Annotated in this window: 9 protein-coding genes; 6 read left to right on the forward strand and 3 right to left on the reverse strand. The window is 73.4% G+C overall.

Annotated features, from left to right (window positions below; all coding sequences use genetic code 11):
• Window positions 1-56 precede the first annotated feature (56 nt).
• Window positions 57-563 carry a carboxymuconolactone decarboxylase family protein gene (locus tag BX285_RS37405; RefSeq protein WP_257032898.1) on the reverse strand — a complete coding sequence of 169 codons (507 nt, stop codon included), beginning with the start codon at window positions 561-563 and terminating at the stop codon, window positions 57-59.
• Window positions 564-786: 223 nt separating this feature from the next.
• Window positions 787-2,043: a cytochrome P450 gene (locus BX285_RS18875; protein ID WP_259470577.1), complete on the reverse strand. Its 1,257-nt coding sequence runs from the start codon at window positions 2,041-2,043 to the stop codon at window positions 787-789.
• Between the two features lie 205 nt (window positions 2,044-2,248).
• On the opposite strand from BX285_RS18875, the gene BX285_RS18880 reads away from it, so the two are divergent.
• Both BX285_RS18880 and BX285_RS18885 read left to right on the forward strand, forming a co-directional pair.
• Window positions 2,249-2,869, forward strand: coding sequence for a hypothetical protein (locus BX285_RS18880; RefSeq protein WP_097239058.1), 621 nt, complete (start codon window positions 2,249-2,251; stop codon window positions 2,867-2,869).
• Window positions 2,870-2,892: 23 nt separating this feature from the next.
• Window positions 2,893-3,780, forward strand: coding sequence for a hypothetical protein (locus BX285_RS18885; protein ID WP_097239059.1), 888 nt, complete (start codon window positions 2,893-2,895; stop codon window positions 3,778-3,780).
• Window positions 3,781-3,879: 99 nt separating this feature from the next.
• Here the strand turns inward: BX285_RS18885 and BX285_RS18890 are convergent, their stop codons facing one another.
• Window positions 3,880-7,089: a M28 family peptidase gene (locus BX285_RS18890; protein WP_398900568.1), complete on the reverse strand. Its 3,210-nt coding sequence runs from the start codon at window positions 7,087-7,089 to the stop codon at window positions 3,880-3,882.
• Between the two features lie 368 nt (window positions 7,090-7,457).
• Between BX285_RS18890 and BX285_RS18895 the strand changes: the two genes are divergently transcribed.
• The 4 genes from BX285_RS18895 (at window position 7,458) to BX285_RS18910 (ending at window position 21,012) form a co-directional block, all read left to right on the forward strand.
• Window positions 7,458-8,909, forward strand: a complete 1,452-nt coding sequence (locus BX285_RS18895; RefSeq protein WP_259470578.1) for a helix-turn-helix domain-containing protein — start codon at window positions 7,458-7,460, stop codon at window positions 8,907-8,909.
• 275 nt (window positions 8,910-9,184) lie between these two features.
• Complete coding sequence (locus BX285_RS18900) at window positions 9,185-10,042, forward strand: sterol desaturase family protein (protein ID WP_097239060.1); 858 nt, start codon at window positions 9,185-9,187, stop codon at window positions 10,040-10,042.
• 64 nt (window positions 10,043-10,106) lie between these two features.
• Complete coding sequence (locus BX285_RS18905; protein ID WP_121175849.1) at window positions 10,107-19,346, forward strand: non-ribosomal peptide synthetase/type I polyketide synthase; 9,240 nt, start codon at window positions 10,107-10,109, stop codon at window positions 19,344-19,346.
• Complete coding sequence (locus tag BX285_RS18910; protein WP_121175852.1) at window positions 19,333-21,012, forward strand: NAD(P)/FAD-dependent oxidoreductase; 1,680 nt, start codon at window positions 19,333-19,335, stop codon at window positions 21,010-21,012. The genes BX285_RS18905 and BX285_RS18910 overlap by 14 nt, the downstream gene beginning before the upstream one ends.
• Window positions 21,013-21,016 lie beyond the last annotated feature (4 nt).

Here is a 21,016-nt window from a genome sequence, read left to right on the forward strand (position 1 = left end):
GGAGGCCCGCCGGCCGTGAAGACTCGGCCGGCGGGCCTCCCGGGGGAGGGCGGGGGTCAGGCCCAGGGATCGGTGAAGGAGCGGCCCGGGACGGGCTTGGCGATGAGGGCGATGGCGGTGAAGAAGTTGACCTGGCCGATGGCGATCATCAGGGTGGCGAGCGCCTTCTCCTCGTAGTGCCCGGCGACCTCGGCGTACAGCGCGTCGCTGACGCGTTCGCCGTCCGCGGCGGGCTGCAGGGTGGCTTCGACCAGGGCGAGCGCGGCGCGCTCGGGGGCGGTGAAGTACGGCGAGTCCTGCCAGGAGGAGACCGAGGTGATCTGCTCCTCGCTCACTCCGGCCTTGCGGAGGAAGCCGGTGTGCAGGACGGTCAGGTAGGTGTTGCCGGCGATCTGGCCGGCGCGCAGCTGGACCAGGCTGATGGTGCTGCGGGGCACCGAGCCGTTGCCGACGGCCTTGAACAACGCGGCCGAGACCTCGGCGAGTTCGGGGATGAGCTGCACCGGGTCCTGGGCCATGCGGGGGCGCTGCGGGATCTCGGTGGTGATCGATCGGGTGGTCAACGTGGTGTTCCTCTCGGGATGCCGTGATGTCGGCGTGATCAGCGGTGCTGTCACTGCTCCGACGGATCCCGAGGCACGGTTGTGACACCGCTGCCGAAAGGAGTTCCACCGCCCGTCGTCGGGGCCGATGGTGGTGAGCCGGGCGAGCCGGGCGAGCCGGGTGAGCCAGGTGAGCCGGGTGAGCCGGGCGAGCGGCCCGGCGGCGCGGTGCGCGCGGTCGAGGTCAGGGCCGGCCCGGGCCCGGGCGCAGGACGGCGGGTGTGGGCCCGTCCGGCCGTACGGTGATGCTGTAGGCGGCGCCCGTCGGCTTGGCGCGGAACTCCAACGGGCCCATCGGCAGCAGGAGTTCCAGCAGGGCCGTGGTCTCCCGGAGGGCGAACTGGGTGCCCAGGCAGGCGCGGGCGCCGAGGCCGAACGGGAGGTAGGCGCCGAGCTGGCGCGGGCGGTCCGCGCCGGGGGCGAAGCGGGCCGGGTCGAAGCGCTCGGGGTCGGTCCACAGGGCGGGGTCGCGGTGGGTGAGGTAGGGGCAGACCAGGACGTCCGTCCCGGCGGCGACGCGGTGGCCGGCGATGACGTCGTCCTCGACGGCGTGCCGGGGGAGCAGCCAGGCCGGCGGGTAGAGCCGCAGGGCCTCGCTGACCAGCGCCTGCGGGTCGGCCGTCCGGGCCTCGGGGTGCTCGTCGAGGAGCAGGAAGAGCCAGGTCAGCGTGGTGGCGGTGGTCTCGTGCCCGGCGACGAGCAGGGTGACCAGCTCGTCGCGGATCAACCGGTCGGTGTACTCGGGGTACTGGTCGCCCGCCTCCAGCAGCACCCGGAGCAGGCCCGGCTCCTCCACCGGGCCGCCCGCCCGCGCCGCGTCGATCGCCGCGTGAGCGACGACGTCGATTCGGGCCAGGTCCTCGGCGACGGCGTCCCGGGCGTCCGCCGTGTCGGTGGGCAGCTTCGGCATGGCGGCCACCACCCGTTCCACTGACCGGAGTTCGCGATCCGTCCGGTCGTCCAGCGGCAGCCCGGTGAGCGCCCGCCAGACGGTGTCCAGGGCGAAGCGGCGCATCTCCTCGGCCACGTCGAAGGTCTCCCCGGTACGCCGGTGGTGCTCCCAGCGCTCCGCCGTCCGGCGCGCCGCCGTGGCGATCCGCTGCTCATACCTGCGCATCCCGGTGCCGGTGAACTGCGACTGCAGCAACCGCCGTTGGCGCTTCCAGGGGTCACCGGTGGCGGACAGCACGCCGTCCCCGACGAGCATCCTGGCCCGGTGCGAGCGCTTGACGTACCGGTCCGGGTGGCGGCCCAGGACGTGCTGCACGGCGGCGGGGTCGGTGACCAGGACGGTCGGCCTCGGGCCGAGCCGGAACGCGGCGACACCGCCGACGCCGCGCTGTGTCCGGGCCAGCAGCTCGACCAGCTCGGCCTCCTCGGCCCGCCACTGCTCGACGATCTCGGGGCCCAACTCCGGTACCGGGCGGGTTTCCGTGCTCACGGGCGGGTTCCTTCCGGTCTGCTGACGGTTCGTCCGTTCAGACTCTATGCCAGCTCGACGGCCGGCCCGGCCGAGTCGGGCGGGCTGCGCCGACCGGGTGGCCGGCCGGGCCGGAGCCCGCGCGGCAACCCGCCGGGCCGTATGCGAACGGGTACCGTGCGGCGGGGCCGACCGGCCCCGGCTCGCTGCGCGGATGGGAGAGGGCATGCCCGTGACCCGGAACTTCGGAGGCGGCTGGACCCGCCGAGCGGCCCGGTGGCTGGCGGCCGCCCTGCTCGCCCCGGCCCTGGCGGCCTGCGGCGGCGGAGGCGGTTCCGACAGCGGCCAGGCCGACAACGGGCAGAGCAGCGGCCCGCAGCCCGACGACCGGCGAACCAAGGCGCGTGAGATCCAGGGCAGTTTCCAGAACGCCGGCGCGGTGTCCGCCAGCGCGCGCGGTTCCGGCACGAAGGCCGTCGTCATGTTGAAGAGCTCCTCGCCCACCCCGGCCGAGGCCGTCATCAGCAACGTGACCGACTGCACGGACAACGCCACGCCCGCCACCCCGAGCGAGGCCACGGTGACCGTGACCGACGCCGGGAGCGAACCGGTGGAGTTCACCCTCCCGACGTCGAGCGGGACGACTCGACCGGTCTGTTACACGGTGACCATCGACGGGGAGAGCCAGGACCTCCAGGCGACGGGAGCGGTCGCCGGCACGGCCGACACGGGCACGCCCGGCACCGGCGGGACCGGTCCGAGTGGCGGATCGACGAGCCCTGGCGGAGGCGCAACCTCGTACGAAAGCAGCGGGGGGACCGACACCGAGAGCGGGAGCGCACCCTGAGCCCTGCCAGGGAGGACCGGCCCGTGGAGGAGGGGGAACGGCCGTCCGACGAGGAACGGCCCGCCGCAAGCCCGTGGAGCGGCTGGATCGCCACGCTCACGGGCTGGATCGCCCCGACCACCTTCGTCACCGCAATGCTCTTCTTCTTCGGCTACGCCTACACCAACTCCCTCTACAGCTACTTCGGCATCGACGCCGCGACGATCGGCTTCTCCACCCAGGAACTGCTCCTGCGCAGCTCCTCGGCGCTCTACCTGCCGGCCGGGGTCGTGCTCAGCGGGGTGTTGGTGGCCGCCCTGGCGATCCCGCTCGTGTCCGGCAGAGCCCGTCGCAGTGCGGGGAGTTCCCGGGTACTGCGCCGGGTGTGCCTGGCTCTCGTCCTGCCGGTGGCCGCACTGCTGGTGCTCGGCCTGCTGGCCGGGATCGAAGCGATCGACGCGGGCCCGATGGGCACTCCGGTGCTGATCGGCGGCGCACTGCTGCTCGCCCTCCTGGCGCGGCTGCTGAATGTGCGGGGCACCGGCGCGGCGTTCCCCGCGGCGGGCGAGCGGGCGGCGTTGGGCGTCACGGTGGCGATCATCGCACTGTGTGCGTACTGGGCGGTCGGCAGCTATGCCCAGGAGAAGGGGGAAGCCGACGCCGAACAGCTTTCCCACAACCTCCATCTGCGCCCGGCGGTCGTGCTCGACACGTCGGAGCGGCTTTCGCTGGGCTGGTCCGGGGTGCGGGAGACACCGCTGCCGGCCGCCGAGGCCGGGGCGCACTTCCGCTACCGCTACGAAGGCCTGCGGTTGCTGGCGCAGGCGGGCGGCCGGATGTTCCTGATCCCGCGGCAGTGGACGTGGGAGACCGGGAACGTGCTGGTCCTCCCGGTCGGCGCCGACGTCCGGGTGGCCTTCCACGCCGGTTGAGAACCGGGCCCGCACAGACGGCTGCGCCGCGGTCCGTCCCCCTCGACGGACCGCGGCGCAGCGGTTTCAGGTGGCGTCAGAACGCCCCGGTCACGCTGGTCACACCGGCTGCCACAGGGCCGGGACGATCGGCGGCTCCCAGCCGACCTGGGCGGTGTGACCCTGGACGCAGACGTAGCTGACGCCGTTGTAGGTCACGGTGTCGCCCGCCTTGTAGGTGGTGCCGGGAGTCCAGGTGCCGCCGGGGTCGGGGTTCCCGTTGCCCACGACCAGGGAGAAGCTGGTGCTGTGGGTGGCGGAGCCGGTCCCGGTGAGGGTGATGCTGTAGGTGCCGGCCGCGGTGGAGGCGGAGGTCGCGACGGTGAGCGTCGCGGAGCCGCCGGACTGCACCGAGGAGGGGCTGAAGGAGACGGTGACGCCGGCCGGGGCGCCGGTGGCGGTCAGGTTGACCGTCTGGGCCGAGCCGGAGGTGGTCGCGGTGGCGACGGTCGCCGTGGCGGTGTCACCGGGCCGGACGGTGGCGGTGGCCGGGTTCACCGCGAGGGAGAAGTCGTTGGCGGGCGTGGTGCCGCCGACCGAGGTCTTCCAGATGGTGTAGGCCACGCCGTCGGCGCTGCGGTTGAGCACCGTTGCGTCGACGTTGCCGGTGGTGTCGCAGGACTGGTGGTAGCAGGAGTCGTACGAACGGCCCGCCGTGCCGCCCCACTTGGCGGCCTGGGCGGAGGTCTTGGTGTCGCTGGCGCCGGCCGCGTAGCCCGAGGTCGGGATGCCGGCCTGCTGGAAGGAGTAGTCGTCCGAGCGGCCCTGGCCCTCGACGTTCTCCTCCGGCTGGAGGTTGAGGGAGTCCCAGTAGGCCTTCATCGGCGCGGAGGCGGCGGAGGTGAGGTTGTTGATGAAGTAGCCGGCGTTGGGCGAGCCGACCATGTCGAAGTTGTAGTAGGCCTTGATCGCGGAGCGCTGGCCGGAGCCGAGCCGGCCGACGTAGAACTGCGAGCCCTGCAGGCCCTGTTCCTCGCCGGTCCACCAGGCGAAGCGGACGTGCCGGGTCAGGGACGGGTTCTGCTGGGCGAGCACGAGCGCGTTCTCCAGCAGGGTGGCCGAGCCGGAGCCGTTGTCGTTGATGCCGGGGCCGGCGCCGACGCTGTCCAGGTGGGCGCCGAACATGGTGACCTGGTCGGACGGGCCGCCGGGCCAGTCGGCGATCAGGTTGTCGGACTGGTAGGTGCAGGAGGTGCAGGTCTGCTCGCTGACGGTGTAGCCGGCCGCCTGCAGCTTGGCCTTGAGGTACGCCACCGACTGGCTGTGCCCGGCGCTGCCTGCCCGGCGGTTGCCGCCGTTCTGGTTGGCGATGCCGTTCAGCTGCGCCAGGTGGGCCTGGACCTTGGCCACGTCGATGTCGGGCGCGGGCCCGCCGGGGTTGCCCCCGCCACCGACGGTCAGGGTGTACTGGGCGGTGTGGGTGGCCGCGCCGGCGGTACCGGTGACGGTGATCACGTACGTCCCGGCCGCGGCGCCCGAGGAGGCGGACAGGGTCAGGGTGGCGGAGGAGCCGGTCTGTACGGAGGAGGGGCTGACCGTCGCGGTGACGCCGGCCGGGGAGCCGGAGACGCTCAGGTTGACGGACTGCGCGGTGCCCGAGGTGAGCGCGGTGTTCACAGTCGCGGTGGTCGAGGAGCCGGGCTGGACGGAGCCGGACGCCGGGCCGAGCGAGAGCGAGAAGTCGTTGGTGCCGGACGGCGTGCAGGTCGGGTCACCGCTCTGCGCGGACACGCTGACCGCGTCCCAGGCGGCCTTGGCCCGGTTGAAGAAGGTGCAGGACGGGTCGAGGTTCTTGGCCGCCGTCAGGGTGGCGGTGCGGTAGCGCTTGTACGTCATGCCGCTGGTCTTGAGCAGCATGCCGCCGTAGAAGACCCGGCCGGCGTCCTTGATGCCGATGCCGGTGACGGAGGAGTTGTTGCAGGTCGGGCTGGAGGGCTTGCCGCCGCCCGGGTTGGAGCCCTCGGCCAGCAGGTAGAACCAGTGGTTCAGCGGACCGGCCGCCGCGTGCTCCTCGGTCTGCGGGATGGACGAGGAGTAGCAGTTGGGATCGTTGTTGACCGAGGAGGGGTTGGACATGTTCCGGATCGGGCCGTTGCCGACCAGGTTGATCATCTCGCCGACGGTGTAGTCCGGGCTGTCGTACGGCCCCGGCTCGTTGGCGTAGGCCTCGGTGAGGGCGCCCATGATGTCGCCGGTGGCCTCGCCCAGGCCGGACTCGTTGTTGGCGCCGCCCGGGGTGTACTGGTCGATGCCGTGGCCGAACTCGTGGCCGACCACGTCGATCGCGGCGATCCACTCGTTGGACTGGCTGTGGCCGATGGATATCGAGCTGCCGTCCCAGTAGGCGTTGACGTCGTTGAGGCCGACCTTCACCGGCCAGCTGCCGCCGTTGCCGTTGTGCCCGTTGCGACCCAGCCAGTCGCGGAGCATGTCCCATTCCTTCTGGGCCGCGAACATCGCGTCGCCGCAGCCGGTCTCCTTGCTGGTCGGGCTGCCGGTGCCCCAGGAGTCACTGGACTTGGAGAAGACCTGCCCGGTGCTGTAGTCGGAACAGGACAGGCCGGGGCGGTTCGGGTCGCGCAGCGAGTAGGAGCCGCCCGAGCCGGTGGTGCTGATGGTGACCGGCGCGGGGCCGTTCCACTTGCTGTTGACGGTGCCGGCGCGGACGTCGTCGTAGCTGTCGATGACCTCGCCGGTGGCCGCGTCCACGAAGACGTGCAGCCGGCTCGGGGCGCTGCCCTTGCTGCCGCTGAGCACGGTCTCCCAGGCGAGCCGGCCGCCGCTGCCGTCCTTGACCCGGACGACGAGCCGGTTCGACTCCACCGTGTCCACGACGGGCAGCCTGGTGCGGGCGGTCCTCTCCGCCTTGTCCGCGCCGATCTGCGGGGTGACGGAGCCGCCGACCGGGCCGGTCGCGGCGGACTGCAGGCCGCGGACCTTGCCCTGCCCGTCGGCGAGCACCACCGCGTCGCCGCCGACCACCGGCAGGCCGCGGTAGCTGCGCTCGTACGCGACGGAGTAGAGGCCGCCGACCCAGGGGGTGACCGCGCGGCGCTCGTAGGTCTCGCCGGGGCCCTTGGCCAGGGCGTCCAGGCCGGCCGCGGCGGCGGCGTCGGCGGCGTTGACGGCGGCGGCCAGGGCGCTCGGAGGTGTGGGGGAGGGGGTGGGCGCGGCGGTGGCCGGCCCCGCGGCGGCGGCGATCATGCCGGCCAGCACGGTCAGGGTGGTCGCCGTGGTCAGCAACCGACCTGTGGAAACTCTGCGTTGCATCGAGGCTCCTCGCGTGTGGGGGTCCTCGACCGCGGACGGGCATGGCTGGTGGCGCACCGCAGGCCGTGCCTGGGGGACGGCCGTGCGGGCCGTCCGCGCTCGGGTGCCCGAACCCTCACATGGCGTCATGCTCGGGTCAATGGCCGGTGCAGGCGATGCATAGGGTTGGCAAATTCCGTCAAGCCGGCCCCTCCGCTTCGCGTCAAGCTGGGGTTTTCTTCAAGTGGTTGAGACCACGTCATGTACGGGGCGGGTGGCCATCGAGTACCGTCCTCGTCATCTGAGTCATCGGAGTCGTCGGAATCACTGGAATCGCCGACGGGCCCCGCGACCGGCCGGGGACGAACGGCGCACCCGGGGAGGCAGCCGTGCAGCGGAACCGTGTGGCCCCTGCGGCGGCGCTACCGGCGTCGCCGACCGGCCAGGGCCAGGGCGCCTGGCGGGAGTTCGGCGCCCGGGTGCGGCACTGGCGTCGCCGGGCCGGACTCACCCAGGCCCAACTCGGCGCCGGGATCGGCTACGACCACACCGCGGTCAGCAAGATCGAGCACGGCGCCCGCCGGGTCGCCCCCAGGACCGCCGACCGGATCGACGGACTCCTCGGCGCCGGCGGCGACTTGAGCGCCGCCTGCCTGCACGCCGAGACCGCCGAGCTGTCCGCGCTCGACTCCTTCTCACCCGCGCTGCTGCGCCCCCCGTTGCCCGCCGGGGCGCCGGCCGCCGTCCCACCCGCCGACGCCGTCCTGCCCGCCGCCGTCCTGCCGTCCCCGGCGCGGCTGCCCGACTACGGTCTGCTCTGCCCGCTGCACGGCGCCGAGGGCTGCGAGGTCCCCGGGCCCGCCGAACTCGCGGCCCGCTACGCCGAGTTCTGCTCACCGAAGGTGCTCGTCGACCCGGCCGCCGCGCCGCCGCTGGACGCCGGCACCGCGCACGCCCTCACCGGACTGCTCGCCGCCCACCTGCGGGCCGGCGAGATCGGCGGCCGCCCGGGCCTGGCCGCCGCCGTCGAACGCACCCTGCACGCCGTGCTCGCCCGGCTCGCCACCGCGCCCGCCGCCCGGCGCGCACCGCTGGCCCGGCTGGCGGCCGAGCACGCCCACGCCGCCGGCGCACTGCGCATGCAGGACGGCCGCAACGCCACCGCGATGGCCTGCTACGACCGGGCGCTGACCTGGGCCGGGCTGGCCGGCGACCTGGCCACCCAGGTCGGCACGCTCAGCGACCTGAGCATCCTGGCCCGGCTCGACGGGGATCCGCAGGCCGCGCTCGGCTACGCCCGCGAGATCGACCGCATCGCCCCCGGCCGGCCCTGGGCCGGGGCGATGGACCGGGTCAGCCGGGCCCGCGCGTACGCCCTCACCGGCGACGTCCGGGCGGCGGTCCGTCAGATCGGTCTGGCCCGGGCGCACCTGGAACACATCGGCACGCAGGACGAGGTCGACGTGCCCTGGCTCTCCATCGCCTCGATGCGGATGCGGGTCGAGTCCGCGGCGGCCGCCGCGCTGCGCGATCTCGCCGCGGCCGGGGACGACCTGCGGCTGGCCCGCCGGGCGCTGAGCGCCACCGAGACCGCGCTGAGTCTGCTCGGCCCGAACCAACTGCCGGCCAGTCGACTGCTGTTCATCGTCCGGGCGGCCGACTGCCATGCCTGCGCGCACGATCCGCGCACGGCCCTCGAAATCCTCGCCCCCGCCCTGGAGGCCGCTCCCGCGACCGCCCTGCCCGCGCTGGTCGAGCACGAGCTGCGCGGCCTGCGCGGACGCCTCGCGGCGCACGAACCGCGCGCCGCGCACCGGCTGGCGGAGCTGGCCCGGTCCTGACCGCGAGCGGCGTTCGGGACTCCCGACCCGTCAGGGGCGCATGGGAGGGCGTGCGACCAAAGAGGGGTGGTGAACAGTGGTGCCGCACGCCGATAATTCCTACTCCTGCCACAAAATGCGCCCCCTTCACGCCGTTCGAGCGTCAACTTCGTGCGCGATTCTTCCGCCGATCGGGTCATTCATGGCGTTAACACGTCGAATGACTTCCTGGGCTTGCGGCTCCCGCTAGAGTCTCTGACGTTTCCAGTCGTTAGTCCGCGAAGAACGGGGGGCGCGTGCTTTCAGCCCTTGCGCGCCGGCTCGCCCATCCGCTCCTGCTCCTGGGTGTCCTGTCCATTTCCGTTGCGACCCTGCACTTCCACTGGGCACCCGACCGGGTCTCCCCGCTCGTCCTGATCGCCGTCATCGGATACCTGGCGGTGCTGGAGCGGGTGATCCCGTACCGGACCGACTGGCACCCGAGCCGTCGTGAACTAGGCTGGTACAGCGTCTACTTCGTGCTGAGCATGGTCGGCGGCGGACTGGCCCAAGGGCTGGTGACGGCGCTGGTGGAGGTGCTCGGCCCGGCACACCCGGCACTGCCGTTCGCGGTGGAGATCCCACTCGCGCTGCTGGTCGGCTCGCTCGGCGACTACCTCGTGCACCGCTGGTCGCACCGGAACCGATGGCTCTGGCGGCTGCACGGAGTGCACCACGTCCCGGACAAGGTGAACGTCGCGAACAACGGCGTCAACCATTTCCTGGACGTCTTCGTCGCGCAGTCCGTGGTCCAGCTCTCGTTGGCGCTGATCGGATTCTCTGCGGATTCGGTGTTCGTGGTCGGAATATTCGTTCTGGCTCAGGGGTATTTCGTCCACGCGAACATCGACGTCCACCTCGGTCCGCTCGGCCACGTCCTGGCCGGCCCGGAGCTCCACCGCCTGCACCACAGCACCGACCTCGGCGAAGCCGGCCACTACTCCTCCGACCTCTCGCTCTGGGACCACGTTTTCGGGAGCTTCACCTGGCGTCCCGGCCGTGCGCCGAAGGCCGTCGGCCTCACCGATCCCGCTGCGTTCCCCGCCACCGGTGAACTCGGCGCCACCCTGCTGCACCCCTGGCGCCGGGCGAAGACCACCGAGCAGTCCGCCTGACCCGCCCACGCAGCCCCCTCTTGCCCGTGTCCACGGCGCCACGCCATCACCCTCGGATTGGATCATGACTTCCTCGCCCTTCGCCGTGCCCCGCGAGCCCATCGCGATCACCGGTATCGGCTGCCGCCTGCCGGGACACGCCAACGACCACCGGACCTACTGGCGCAACCTGATCGAGGGCCGGGACTGTCTCACCGAGACCCCCGCCGACCGGTACGACACCGGCACCCTGGGCAGTCGGGACCGGGCCAAGCGGGGCCGGCTGATCGGCGGCCGGGGCGGCTACATCGACGGCTTCGACACCTTCGACCCGGAGTTCTTCGGGATCAGCCCGCGCGAGGCCGAGCACATGGACCCGCAGCAGCGCAAGCTCCTGGAGGTCAGCTGGGAGGCGCTGGAGGACGGCGGCCTGCGCCCGGGCGAACTCGCCGGGCGCGAAGTCGGCGTCTACATGGGCGCCTTCACCCTCGACTGGAAGATCCTGCAGTTCGCCGACCTCGACTTCGCCACCATCGCCGCGCACACCGCCACCGGCACCATGATGACGATGGTGTCCAACCGGATCTCGCACTGCTTCGACTTCCGCGGCCCCAGCGTCTCGATCGACACCGCGTGCAGCTCCTCCCTGGTCGCGGTCCACCTCGCCTGCCAGAGCCTGCTCCGCGGCGAGACCGAACTCGCCCTGGCCGGCGGCGCGTTGCTGCACATGGCACCGCAGTACACGATCGCCGAGACCAAGGGCGGCTTCCTCTCCGCGGACGGCCGCTCGCGTGCCTTCGACGCCTCCGCCGACGGCTACGTCCGGGCCGAGGGCGTCGGCGTGGTCGTGCTCAAGCGGCTCTCCGACGCGCAGCGCGACGGGGACCCGGTGCACGCCGTCATCCTCGGCAGCGGCGTCAACCAGGACGGCCGCACCAACGGCATCACCGTCCCCAGCGCGGACGCCCAGGTCACCCTGATCGAACGGGTCTGCGCCGAGGCCGGAGTGGTACCCGGCAGCCTGCAGTACGTCGAGGCGCACGGCACCTCCACCCCGGTCGGCGACCCGATCGAGGCGGCCGCGCTCGGCCGGGTGCTCGGCATCGGCCGCCGCTCCGGGGACCGCTGCTACGTCGGCTCGGTCAAGACCAACATCGGGCACACCGAGGCCGCGGCCGGCGTCGCCGGGCTGATCAAGACCGCGCTCGCCCTCAAGCACCGCCGCATCCCGCCGCACCTCAACCTGGAACGCCCCAACCCTGGCATCGATCTCGCCGCGCTGCCCTTCGAGATCCCGACCGAGCCGGTCGACTGGCCCGAGCACCGCGGCCCGGCCCGCGCGGGCGTCAACTCCTTCGGCTTCGGCGGCACCAACGCCCACGTCCTGCTGGAGGAACCGCCGAGCCCCGGGCCCGCCGCGCCGGTCGCGGAGCCCGTGCGCACCATCCTCCCGCTGAGCACCAAGGACGCCGCCGGACTGCCCGAACTCGCCGCCGCCGTCCGGCAGGAGCTCGCCGCCGGCGCCTCGCCGGCCGACCTCGGGCACACCCTGGCCCACCGCCGCCAGCACCTTCCCGAGCGGCTCGCGGTGACGTACTCCACCCGGCAGGACCTGGACGAGGCACTGGCCGCCTGCGAGCGCGGCGAGGACCACCCGCAGGTGGTGCGGGGCCGCGCCCGGGAGCGCCGGCAGCGGCGCCTGGCCTGGGTGTTCACCGGCATGGGCCCGCAGTGGTGGGGGATGGGCCGCGGCCTGTACGAGACCGAAGCGGTCTACCGCGAGGCCGTCACGGCCGTCGACCGCGAGATCCGGGCGCAGGCCGACTGGTCGCTGCTGGAGGAGCTGGGCCGGGACGAGGCCGACTCCAGGATGGCCGGGACCTGGCTCGCCCAGCCCGCCAACTTCGCCGTCCAGGTGGGACTTTCGGCGCTTTGGCGCAGCCACGGACTGCGCCCCGACGCGGTGGTGGGCCACAGCACCGGCGAGGTGGCCGCCTTCCACGAGGCCGGGGTCTACGACCTGGCCGACGCCGTCCGGGTGGTGCTGGCCCGCAGCCGGCTCCAGCAGCGGCTGGCCGGCACCGGCAGCATGCTCGCCGTCGGCCTGCCCGAGGCCGAGGCGGAGCGCCGGATCCGCCCGTACCGCACCCGGGTCTCGCTCGGCGCCGTCAACAGCCCCTCGGCGGTGACCCTGGCCGGGGACACTGAGGCGCTGGCCGAACTGGCCGAAGAGCTCACCGCGCAGGGCGTGTTCGCCCGCCTCCTGGACGTCGAAGTGCCCTACCACAGCGTGCGGATGGACCCGATCCGGGACGAGCTGGTCGCCGCGCTCGCCGGCATCAAGCCGCAGGACGCGCGGCTGCCGCTCTACCTCACCGCGCGCGAAGGTCTCGCCAAGGGGCCCGAACTGGACGGCGAGTACTGGTGGCAGAACGTCCGCAACCCGGTCCGCTTCCGCGCCGCCGTCGAGCGGATGGCCGAGGACGGACACGCTCTCTTCCTGGAGCTCGGCCCGCACCCGGTGCTCGGCCACGCGATCCGCGAGTGCGCCGGGCAGGCGCACACCGTGGCGTCGATCCGCCGCCGCCAGGACGAGACCGCCTGCTTCACCCGCAGCCTCGCCGAACTGCACACCCTGGGCGTCGAGCTGACCTGGGACGCGCTGCACCCCGGCGGGCGCCCCGCACCGCTGCCCGGCTACCCGTGGCGGCGCGACCGGTACTGGGTCGAGCCCAAGCCGGTCGAGCAGGTCCGGCTCGGACAGGTCGACCACCCGCTGCTCGGCCGCCGCACGCCCAGCGCCCAGCCCGGCTGGACCACCGCGCTCGACCCCGAGCGGCTGCCGTACCTGAACGACCACCGGATCGAGGGCCAGATCGTCTTCCCGGCCGCCGGATACCTGGAGATGGCCGCCCAGGCCGTGCGTGCGCTCACCGGCGGCACCGAGGTCGTGCTGGCCGAGGTCGAGCTCAACCGGGCGCTGTTCCTCTCCGAGGCCGAGCCCGCCACCGTCCAGCTCGGCTACGCACCGGAGGACGCCCGGTTCACCATCGCCTCCACCCCGCCCGGCGGCGAACCCGTCGTGCACGCCGGCGGCCGGGTCCGCACCGGCCAGCGCCGCTCCTACGGCCCCGCGCTGGACGTCGCCACGCCGCAGGCCCACGGGCGCCACCTCGACGGCCCGGACTGCTACCGGCAGCTGGCCGAACGCGGCTACCACTACGGGCCCGCCTTCCAGGCCGTCCAGGAGGTGTGGACGGGCCCCGGCGAGGCCCTGGCCCGGATCCGGGCCACCGACCTGCTCGGCCCCGACGCCGCCGACCACCACCTCCACCCGGTGCTGCTGGACGCCTGCTTCCAGACCCTGCTCGCCACCACGCTGCACGCCCCCGAGGTCGGCAGCGTCCGGCTGCCGGTCTCCATCGAGGAGGTCCGGCTCGACGAGATCGGCGCCCGGCCGCTCTGGGCCCGCGCCACTGTCACCCGGGACAGCGGCGACGAGCTCGTCGGCGACATCGCCCTGCACAGCGAGGACGGCACCCCGATCGGCCGGATCACCGGCTTCCGGGTCGCCGACGTCGCCCAGGCCCCGGCCACGGTGGGGCTGGCCACCATCGACGGCTGGCTCACCGAACCCGCCTGGGTGCAGGCGTCCGAGGCGCCCGCCGACCGGACCCCCGGCGACCTGCTGCTCCTCGCCGACGAGGGCGGCCTCGCCGAACGGCTGGCCGCGCTGGCAGCCGAACGCGGCGCCCGCTGCCACCTCGTCCGGCCCGGCACCGAGTACCGCCACGAGGACGGGCACTCGACCGTACGGCCCGACTCGGCCGAGGACGTCCAGCAGCTGCTCGCCGACCTCGACCCCGGCTACGCCACCGTCGTCCACCTCTGGAACCTCGACCTGCCCGCGCTGGACAGCACCGCACCCGACCGGCTCGGCCCGCTCGCCACCCACGGCGCCTACTCCCTGATCGCCCTCGCCCAGGCCCTGCCCGCCGCCCGCCCCGACGGCCGGCTGCACATCGTCACCCGGGGCACCCAGCCCGCCGCCCCCGGCGACCGGGTCGAACCGCTCGGCGCCCCCGCCTGGGGCATCGGCCGGGTGCTCTGGCAGCAGGAACTCGTCACCCAGCGCGGCACCCTGATCGACCTCGACCCCGCCGTCGACACCCCCGCACAGGCCGAGGCGCTGCTCGCCGAACTCACCGCCCGGGACGAGCAGGAGATCGCCCTGCGGGCCGGCGCCCGCCTGACCAGCCGGCTGCACCAGGCCGAAGGCCTCACCCGGCCGCTGCCGCCCGTCCTGCGCCCCGACGGCAGCTACCTCGTCACCGGCGCCTTCGGCGCCCTCGGCCGGCTGCTCTGCCGCACCCTGGTCCGACGCGGCGCCCGCCGCCTGATCCTGGTCGGCCGCACCCCGCTGCCCGAGCGTTCCCAGTGGGCCCACACCGACCCGCAGACCCCCGCCGGGGAGCGGATCGCCTTCCTGCGTGAACTCCAGGCACTCGGCGCCGAACCGCTGCTCGCCCCGGTGGACGTCACCGACGAGGCCGCCCTCACGGCCTGGCTCGCCGACTACCGCGAGCGCCAACTCCCGCCGATCCGCGGCGTGTTCCACCTCGCCGGACAGGTCAAGGACACCCTGCTGGCGCAGATGGACCGCAGCTCCTTCGACGCCGGGTACACCCCCAAGGTCGTCGGCGGCCACCTGCTGCACCGGCTGCTGCGCGACGAACCGCTGGACCACTTCGTCCTGTTCGCCTCCGTCGCCTCGCTGCTCACCACCGCCGGACAGACCAACTACGCGGCCGGCAACGCCTTCCTGGACGCCCTCGCGCACCACCGCCGGGCCGACGGCCTGCCCGCGCTCAGCCTGGACTGGGGCCCCTGGGCCACCGGCATGATCGAGGAACTGGGCCTGGTCGCCCACTACCGCGACGCCCGCGGCATGAGCTCGCTGCCGCCGGACGCCGGGACGGCCGTCCTGGAACGCGTCCTCGGCCAGGACCGGGCCCAGCTGCTGGTCGCCACTGTCGTGGACTGGCCGACCTTCCTCGCCTGGTACCCGGAGCCGCCGCCGCTGGTCGCCGACCTGGCGGCCGACGCCGCCGAACAGGCCCCGGCCGAGACCGGCGGCTTCCTGGACGCCTACCGCACGGCCGACCCGCAGAGCCGCCGGGAGCTGGTCACCGAGCGGTTCACCGCCGCCGCCGCGGCCGTGCTGCGGACCGGCGCCGAACGGATCGATGCGGACACCAGGCTCGGCGCGCACGGCCTCGACTCGCTGCTCGCGATGGAGCTGCGCGCCCGGGTGCACGGCGAACTGGGCGTCGCCCTCCCGGTGGTGGCCCTGCTCAGCAACGGCACCGTCGGAGACCTGGTCGACCTGCTCACCGAAGGCCTGGCCGAACGGCTCGCCGACGGCGGCCCGGCCCGGGCCGAGATCGAGCTGCACACCGACGAGAGCCGCTACCCGCTCACCCACAACCAGCAGGCGCTCTGGTTCCTGCGCCAGCTGCACCCGGACGGCTTCGCGTACAACATCGGCGGCGCCGTCGAGGTGCGCGCCGTGCTCGACCCCGAGCTGGTGTTCGCGGCCTTCCGCTTCCTGGTCGCCCGCCACCCCGGCCTGCGGGCCGCCTTCACGGCGGAGGAGGGCCGGCCGGTCCAGCGCATCCGCGAGGAGGCGGTGGCCGACACCGGGCTGTTCGACGTCGAGGGCCGGCCGTGGGAGGAGATCCACGAGCTGATCGTCCGCGAGCACCGGCGGCCGTACGACCTGGCCGAGGACCCGCTGGTCCGGCTGCGGCTGTTCCGGCGCGGGCCGGACCGCTGGGTGCTGATGAAGGCCGTCCACCACATCGTCTCGGACGCGATCTCCACCTTCACCTTCATCGAGGAGCTGTTCGAGGTCTACGAGGCGCTGCGGCAGGGCCGCACCCCCGAACTGCCCCCGGTGGCCGCCCGCTACCTGGACTTCCTCAACCACCAGAACCGCTTCCTGGCCGGCCCCGACGCCCAGCGGATGCTCGACTACTGGCGCGGCCACCTGCCCGCCGAGATGCCGGTGCTGGCGCTGCCCACCGACAAGCCGCGGCCGGCCGTGCAGACCCACAACGGGGCCTCCGAGTTCTTCCGGCTGGACGACGAACTGACCTCCCGGGTCCACGAGTTGGCCCGGGCGAACGGCGCCACCCCCTTCATGGTGCTGCTCGGCGCCTACTACCTGCTGCTGCACCGCTGGTCCGGCCAGCCGGACATCGTGGTCGGCAGCCCCGTCACCGGCCGCACCCAGGAGGAGTTCGCCTCCGTCTACGGCTACTTCGTCAACCCGCTGCCGCTGCACATCAGTCTGGCCGGGGAGCCGACCGTGCCGGAGCTGCTGGCCCGGGTGCGGGAGAGCGTGCTCGGCGGGCTGGACAACCAGGAGTACCCCTTCCCGCTGCTGGTCGAGCAGCTGGGGCTGCAGCACGACCCGAGCCGGTCCGCGGTGTTCCAGGCGATGTTCATCCTGCTCACCCACAAGGTCGCCGTGGAGCGCTTCGGCTACCGCCTGGAGTACATCGAACTCCCTGAAGAAGAAGGGCAGTTCGACCTCACCCTGTCCGCCTACGAGGACCGGTCGGACGGCTGCTTCCACTGCGTCTTCAAGTACAACTCCGACCTCTTCGAGCCCGCCACCGTCCAGCGGCTCGCCGCGCACTACCGCAACCTGCTGGACGCCATGACCCGCGCCGCCGAGGGCGAGCCGGTCGGACGGCTGCGGATGCTGGACGCGGCCGAACGCCGGGAGATCCTCACCGCATTCAGCGGCGCCGAACGGCGGATCGACCACGACACCCCGGTGCCGGAGCTGATCGCCAAGGCCGCCGCCGAACACCCGGAGGCCGTCGCCGTGGTCGCCCCCGGCCGGGAGGAGACCCGGCGGCTGACCTACGGCGAACTCGACCGGCTCTCCCAGCGCACGGCCCTGCGGCTGCGCGAACTCGGCGTCGGCGAAGGCTCGGTGGTCGCCGTCTGCCTGGACAAGTCACCCGAGCTGATCACCACCCTGCTGGGGATCTGGCGGGCCGGCGCCGCCTACCTGCCGCTCGACCCCGGGCACCCGGCCGACCGCCTGGCCCACCAGCTCGCCGACGTCGGCGCCACCCTGGTCGTGGTCGACGAGCGGCGCCCGCTCCCGGCCGACCTGCCCGCCACGCCCGTCACCCTGGAGGAACTGGACCGGCCCGCCGCAGCCACCGGGCCGCTGCCCGCCGCCGACCCGGACCGCGCCGCCTACGTGATCCACACCTCGGGCTCCACCGGCCGCCCGAAGGGCGTCCGCGTCGACCACCGCAACCTGGCCGCCGTCACCGCCGGCTGGCGCGCCGAGTACCGCCTGGACACCGAGGCCCGGACCCACCTGCAGATGGCCGGCACGGCCTTCGACGTCTTCTCCGGCGACCTCGCCCGGGCCCTCGGCACCGGCGGGACCCTCGTCCTGGTCGACCGCGAACTGCTCTTCGACACCGCCCGGCTCTACCGGGTGATGCGCGAGGAGGCCGTGGACTGCGGCGAGTTCGTGCCCGCGGTGGCCCGCGCCCTGCTGGCGCACTGCGAACGCGAGGGCCTGCGGCTGGACTTCCTGCGGCTGCTCATCGTCGGCTCCGACTCCTGGAAGGCCGTCGAGCACCAGCGGCTGCGCGCCCTGTGCGGCGAGCGGACCCGGCTGGTCAACTCCTACGGCCTGACCGAGGCCAGCGTCGACAGCACCTACTACGAGGGCCCGGCCGACAGCCTGGAACCCGGCCGGATGGTGCCGATCGGCCGGCCCTTCCCGAACAGCGCGCTGTACATCCTCGACCCGTACGGCGAGCCCGTCCCGGCCGGCGTGCCCGGCGAGCTGTGGATCGGCGGCGCCGGCGTCGCCGCCGGCTACCCCAACGACCCGGAGCAGACCGCCCGGCGCTTCGTCACCCTGGAACTCGACGGCACACCCGTACGGCTCTACCGCACCGGGGACCTCGGGCACTGGGACACCGCCGGTACCGCGCACCTGCTCGGCCGGATCGACAACCAGGTCAAGGTCCGCGGCCACCGCATCGAACCGGGCGAGATCGAGGCTCACCTCACCGCCCGGCCCGAACTCGCCCAGGCCTGCGTGGCGGTCCGCCAGGACGCCGCGGGCGAGGCCGTGCTGGCCGCCTACGTCGTCCCCGCCGAGGGCACCGTGCTGGACCGCCGGGAGCTGCGCCGGCACCTCGCCGAACACCTGCCCACCGTGATGATCCCCTCCTACCTCACCGAACTGCCCGCCCTGCCGCTCACCCCGAACGGCAAGGTCGACCTCGCCGCCCTGCCGGAGCCCAAGGCCGACACCGCGGGCGCCCAGCACGAACCGCCCGTCACCCTCTACGAGATCCGGGTCGCCGAGCACTGGCGGAACCTCCTCGGCCTGGACGAAGTCGGCCTCCAGCACGACTTCTTCGAACTCGGCGGCAGCTCGATCCGGCTCATCGAGCTGATCCACCACCTGCAGACCGAGTTCAACATCAGCATCCCGGTCGGCCAGCTGTTCAAGGTCACCACCCTGCACGGCATGGCCCGCACCGTCGAGCAGATCATCACCGGCGAACTGGCCGGCGGCCAGCCCCACCTCTGGTTCAACCCCGAGGCGACCGAAGGCCGTACGGTCTTCTGCTTCCCGCCGGCCGGCGGCCACGGCCTGGTCTACCGGCAGCTCGCCGCACACCTGCCGGAACACCGGATCGCCGCCTTCAACTACCTCACCGGCGACGACAAGACCGCCCGCTACGCGGACCTGGTCGAGGAACTGCACCCGGACGGGCCGTACGTCCTGCTCGGCTACTCGCTCGGCGGAAACCTCGCCTTCGAGGTCGCCAAGGAACTGGAACGCCGGGGCCGCACGGTGAGCTCGGTGCTGCTGGTGGACGCCTACCGGGTCCGGGACGCCTTCGACCTCGGCGAGGAGCACGTGGCCGTCTTCGAGCGCGAACTCCACGAACACCTGCACCGGCACACCGGCTCGCGGATCGTCGCCCAGGAAACCCTCGAACAGGCCCGGGACTACCTGGAGTTCTGCAGCCGCACCCCCAACTCCGGCACCGTGGCGGCCCATCTCGACGTGGTCTGCGAACGGGAACGGCTGGCCGTGCACGTCGGCGGCGAGGAGGGCTCCTGGCACGGCGCCTCCACCACCGGCACCGCCGTGTACGCCGGCCACGGCAGCCACGCCGAGATGCTCGACGGCGAGCACGCCGCCCGCAACGCCGAACTGGCCGGCGCCATCCTGGCCGGAGGCACCGTCGATGGCCGCGACTGACCGCGGACCGGACTGGTCCGGCCGGGAGCGGGCCCCCGGCGGCCCGCCCCGGGTCATCGTGATCGGGGCCGGCCTGGCCGGCCTCGCCACCGGCTGCTACGCGCAGATGAGCGGCCTGGAGACCCGGATCTTCGAGAAGCACGTCCTGCCCGGCGGCTGCTGCACCGCCTGGTCCCGGCACGGCTACCTGTTCGACTACTGCATCGACTGGCTGATCGGCACCGCCGAGGGCACCGGTGCCCACCAGGTCTGGCGCGAACTCGGCGCCCTGGACGGCAAGTCGGTGACCCGCTTCGACACCTTCAACCGGGTCGTCGACGAACACGGCCGCGCCGTCACCTTCTTCGGTGACCCGGACCGGCTGGAGGAGCACCTGCTGGCCCTCGCGCCCGGCGACGCCAAGCCGATCCGGGCGTTCTGCCGGGACCTGCGCCGCTACGCCGCCATCGACCTGCCCTGGGACCTCACCCCGCCGCCGCTGCGCAGCACGGCCGAGCGGCTGCGCACCCTGCGCGCCGTCCTGCCCGCCTTCCGGCTGTTCTGGCGCACCGCCACCACCCCGATGAGCGGCTTCGCCGAGCGCTTCCAGGACCCGCTGCTGCGCCGGGCCTTCCCCAACATGTTCCTGCAGGAGCCCGCCGGCTTCCCGCTGCTGCCCTACCTGTACACCCTGGCCGCCGCGCACAACGGCAACGCGGGCTTCCCGCAGGGCGGTTCGCTCGGGCTGGCCCGCTCGGTGGAGGAGCGGTACACCTCGCTCGGCGGGACGATCGGCTACCGCTGCCGGGTGGAACGGATCCTGGTCGAGGACGGGCGCGCCGTCGGCGTGGAACTCCGGGACGGCACCCGGCACTTCGCCGACCACGTGGTCGCCGCCTGCGACGGCCCGACGGTGCTCGACCGGCTGCTGGAGGGCCGCTACTCCAGCCCCGCCACCGACCGGCTGTACGGCGAACTCCTGAACAAGCCGGGCAACCTGTACCCGGCCGTGGTCTCCGCCTTCGTCGGCATCGACGGCCCGCTGCCGGAGGGCGAACCGCACAGCACCACCTACCTGCTGGCGCCGGAGGACGGCGACCGGCTGCCCGGTTCGCTGCAGTGCAGCCTGGTGGTGCAGCTGCGCTCGGCCTACGCGGAGGGCTTCGCGCCGCCCGGCAAGTCGGTGCTGCACTGCACCTACTTCAGCGACTACCGCTCCTGGAAGGACCTGCGGCTGCGGGACCGCCGGGCGTACCGGGCGCGCAAACAGGAAGTCGCCGCGTTCGTCCGGGAGTTCCTGGAGCGGACCTACCCCGAACTCCGCGGTCGGATCGAACTGGTCGACGTGGCCTCGCCGGTGACCACCGAGCGGTTCACCGGCAACACCTACGGCAGCATCCTCGCCTGGCAGGCCTTCTCCGAGGCCGAGGACGCCGCCAACCGGCTGGTCAACCGGGACCGGATGCGGCTGCCCGGGCTGCGCGGCTTCTCCATGGCCGGGCAGTGGGCCTCGCTCGGCGGGCTGATCCGCGCCGCCACCAGCGGGCGGTACGCCGCCCAGTACCTCTGCCGGGAACTCGGCCGGCCGTTCCGGGCCTGGCCCAGCGACAACCAGGAACCCTGGCACGCGGGCAAGTGGGGCCGCCTGCCGCAACTCGACCGGGCCACCGTGGGAGTACCTGAGTGAGCGG

Source organism: Streptomyces sp. 1114.5, from assembly GCF_003635085.1.
Classification (GTDB): Bacteria; Actinomycetota; Actinomycetes; order Streptomycetales; family Streptomycetaceae; genus Kitasatospora.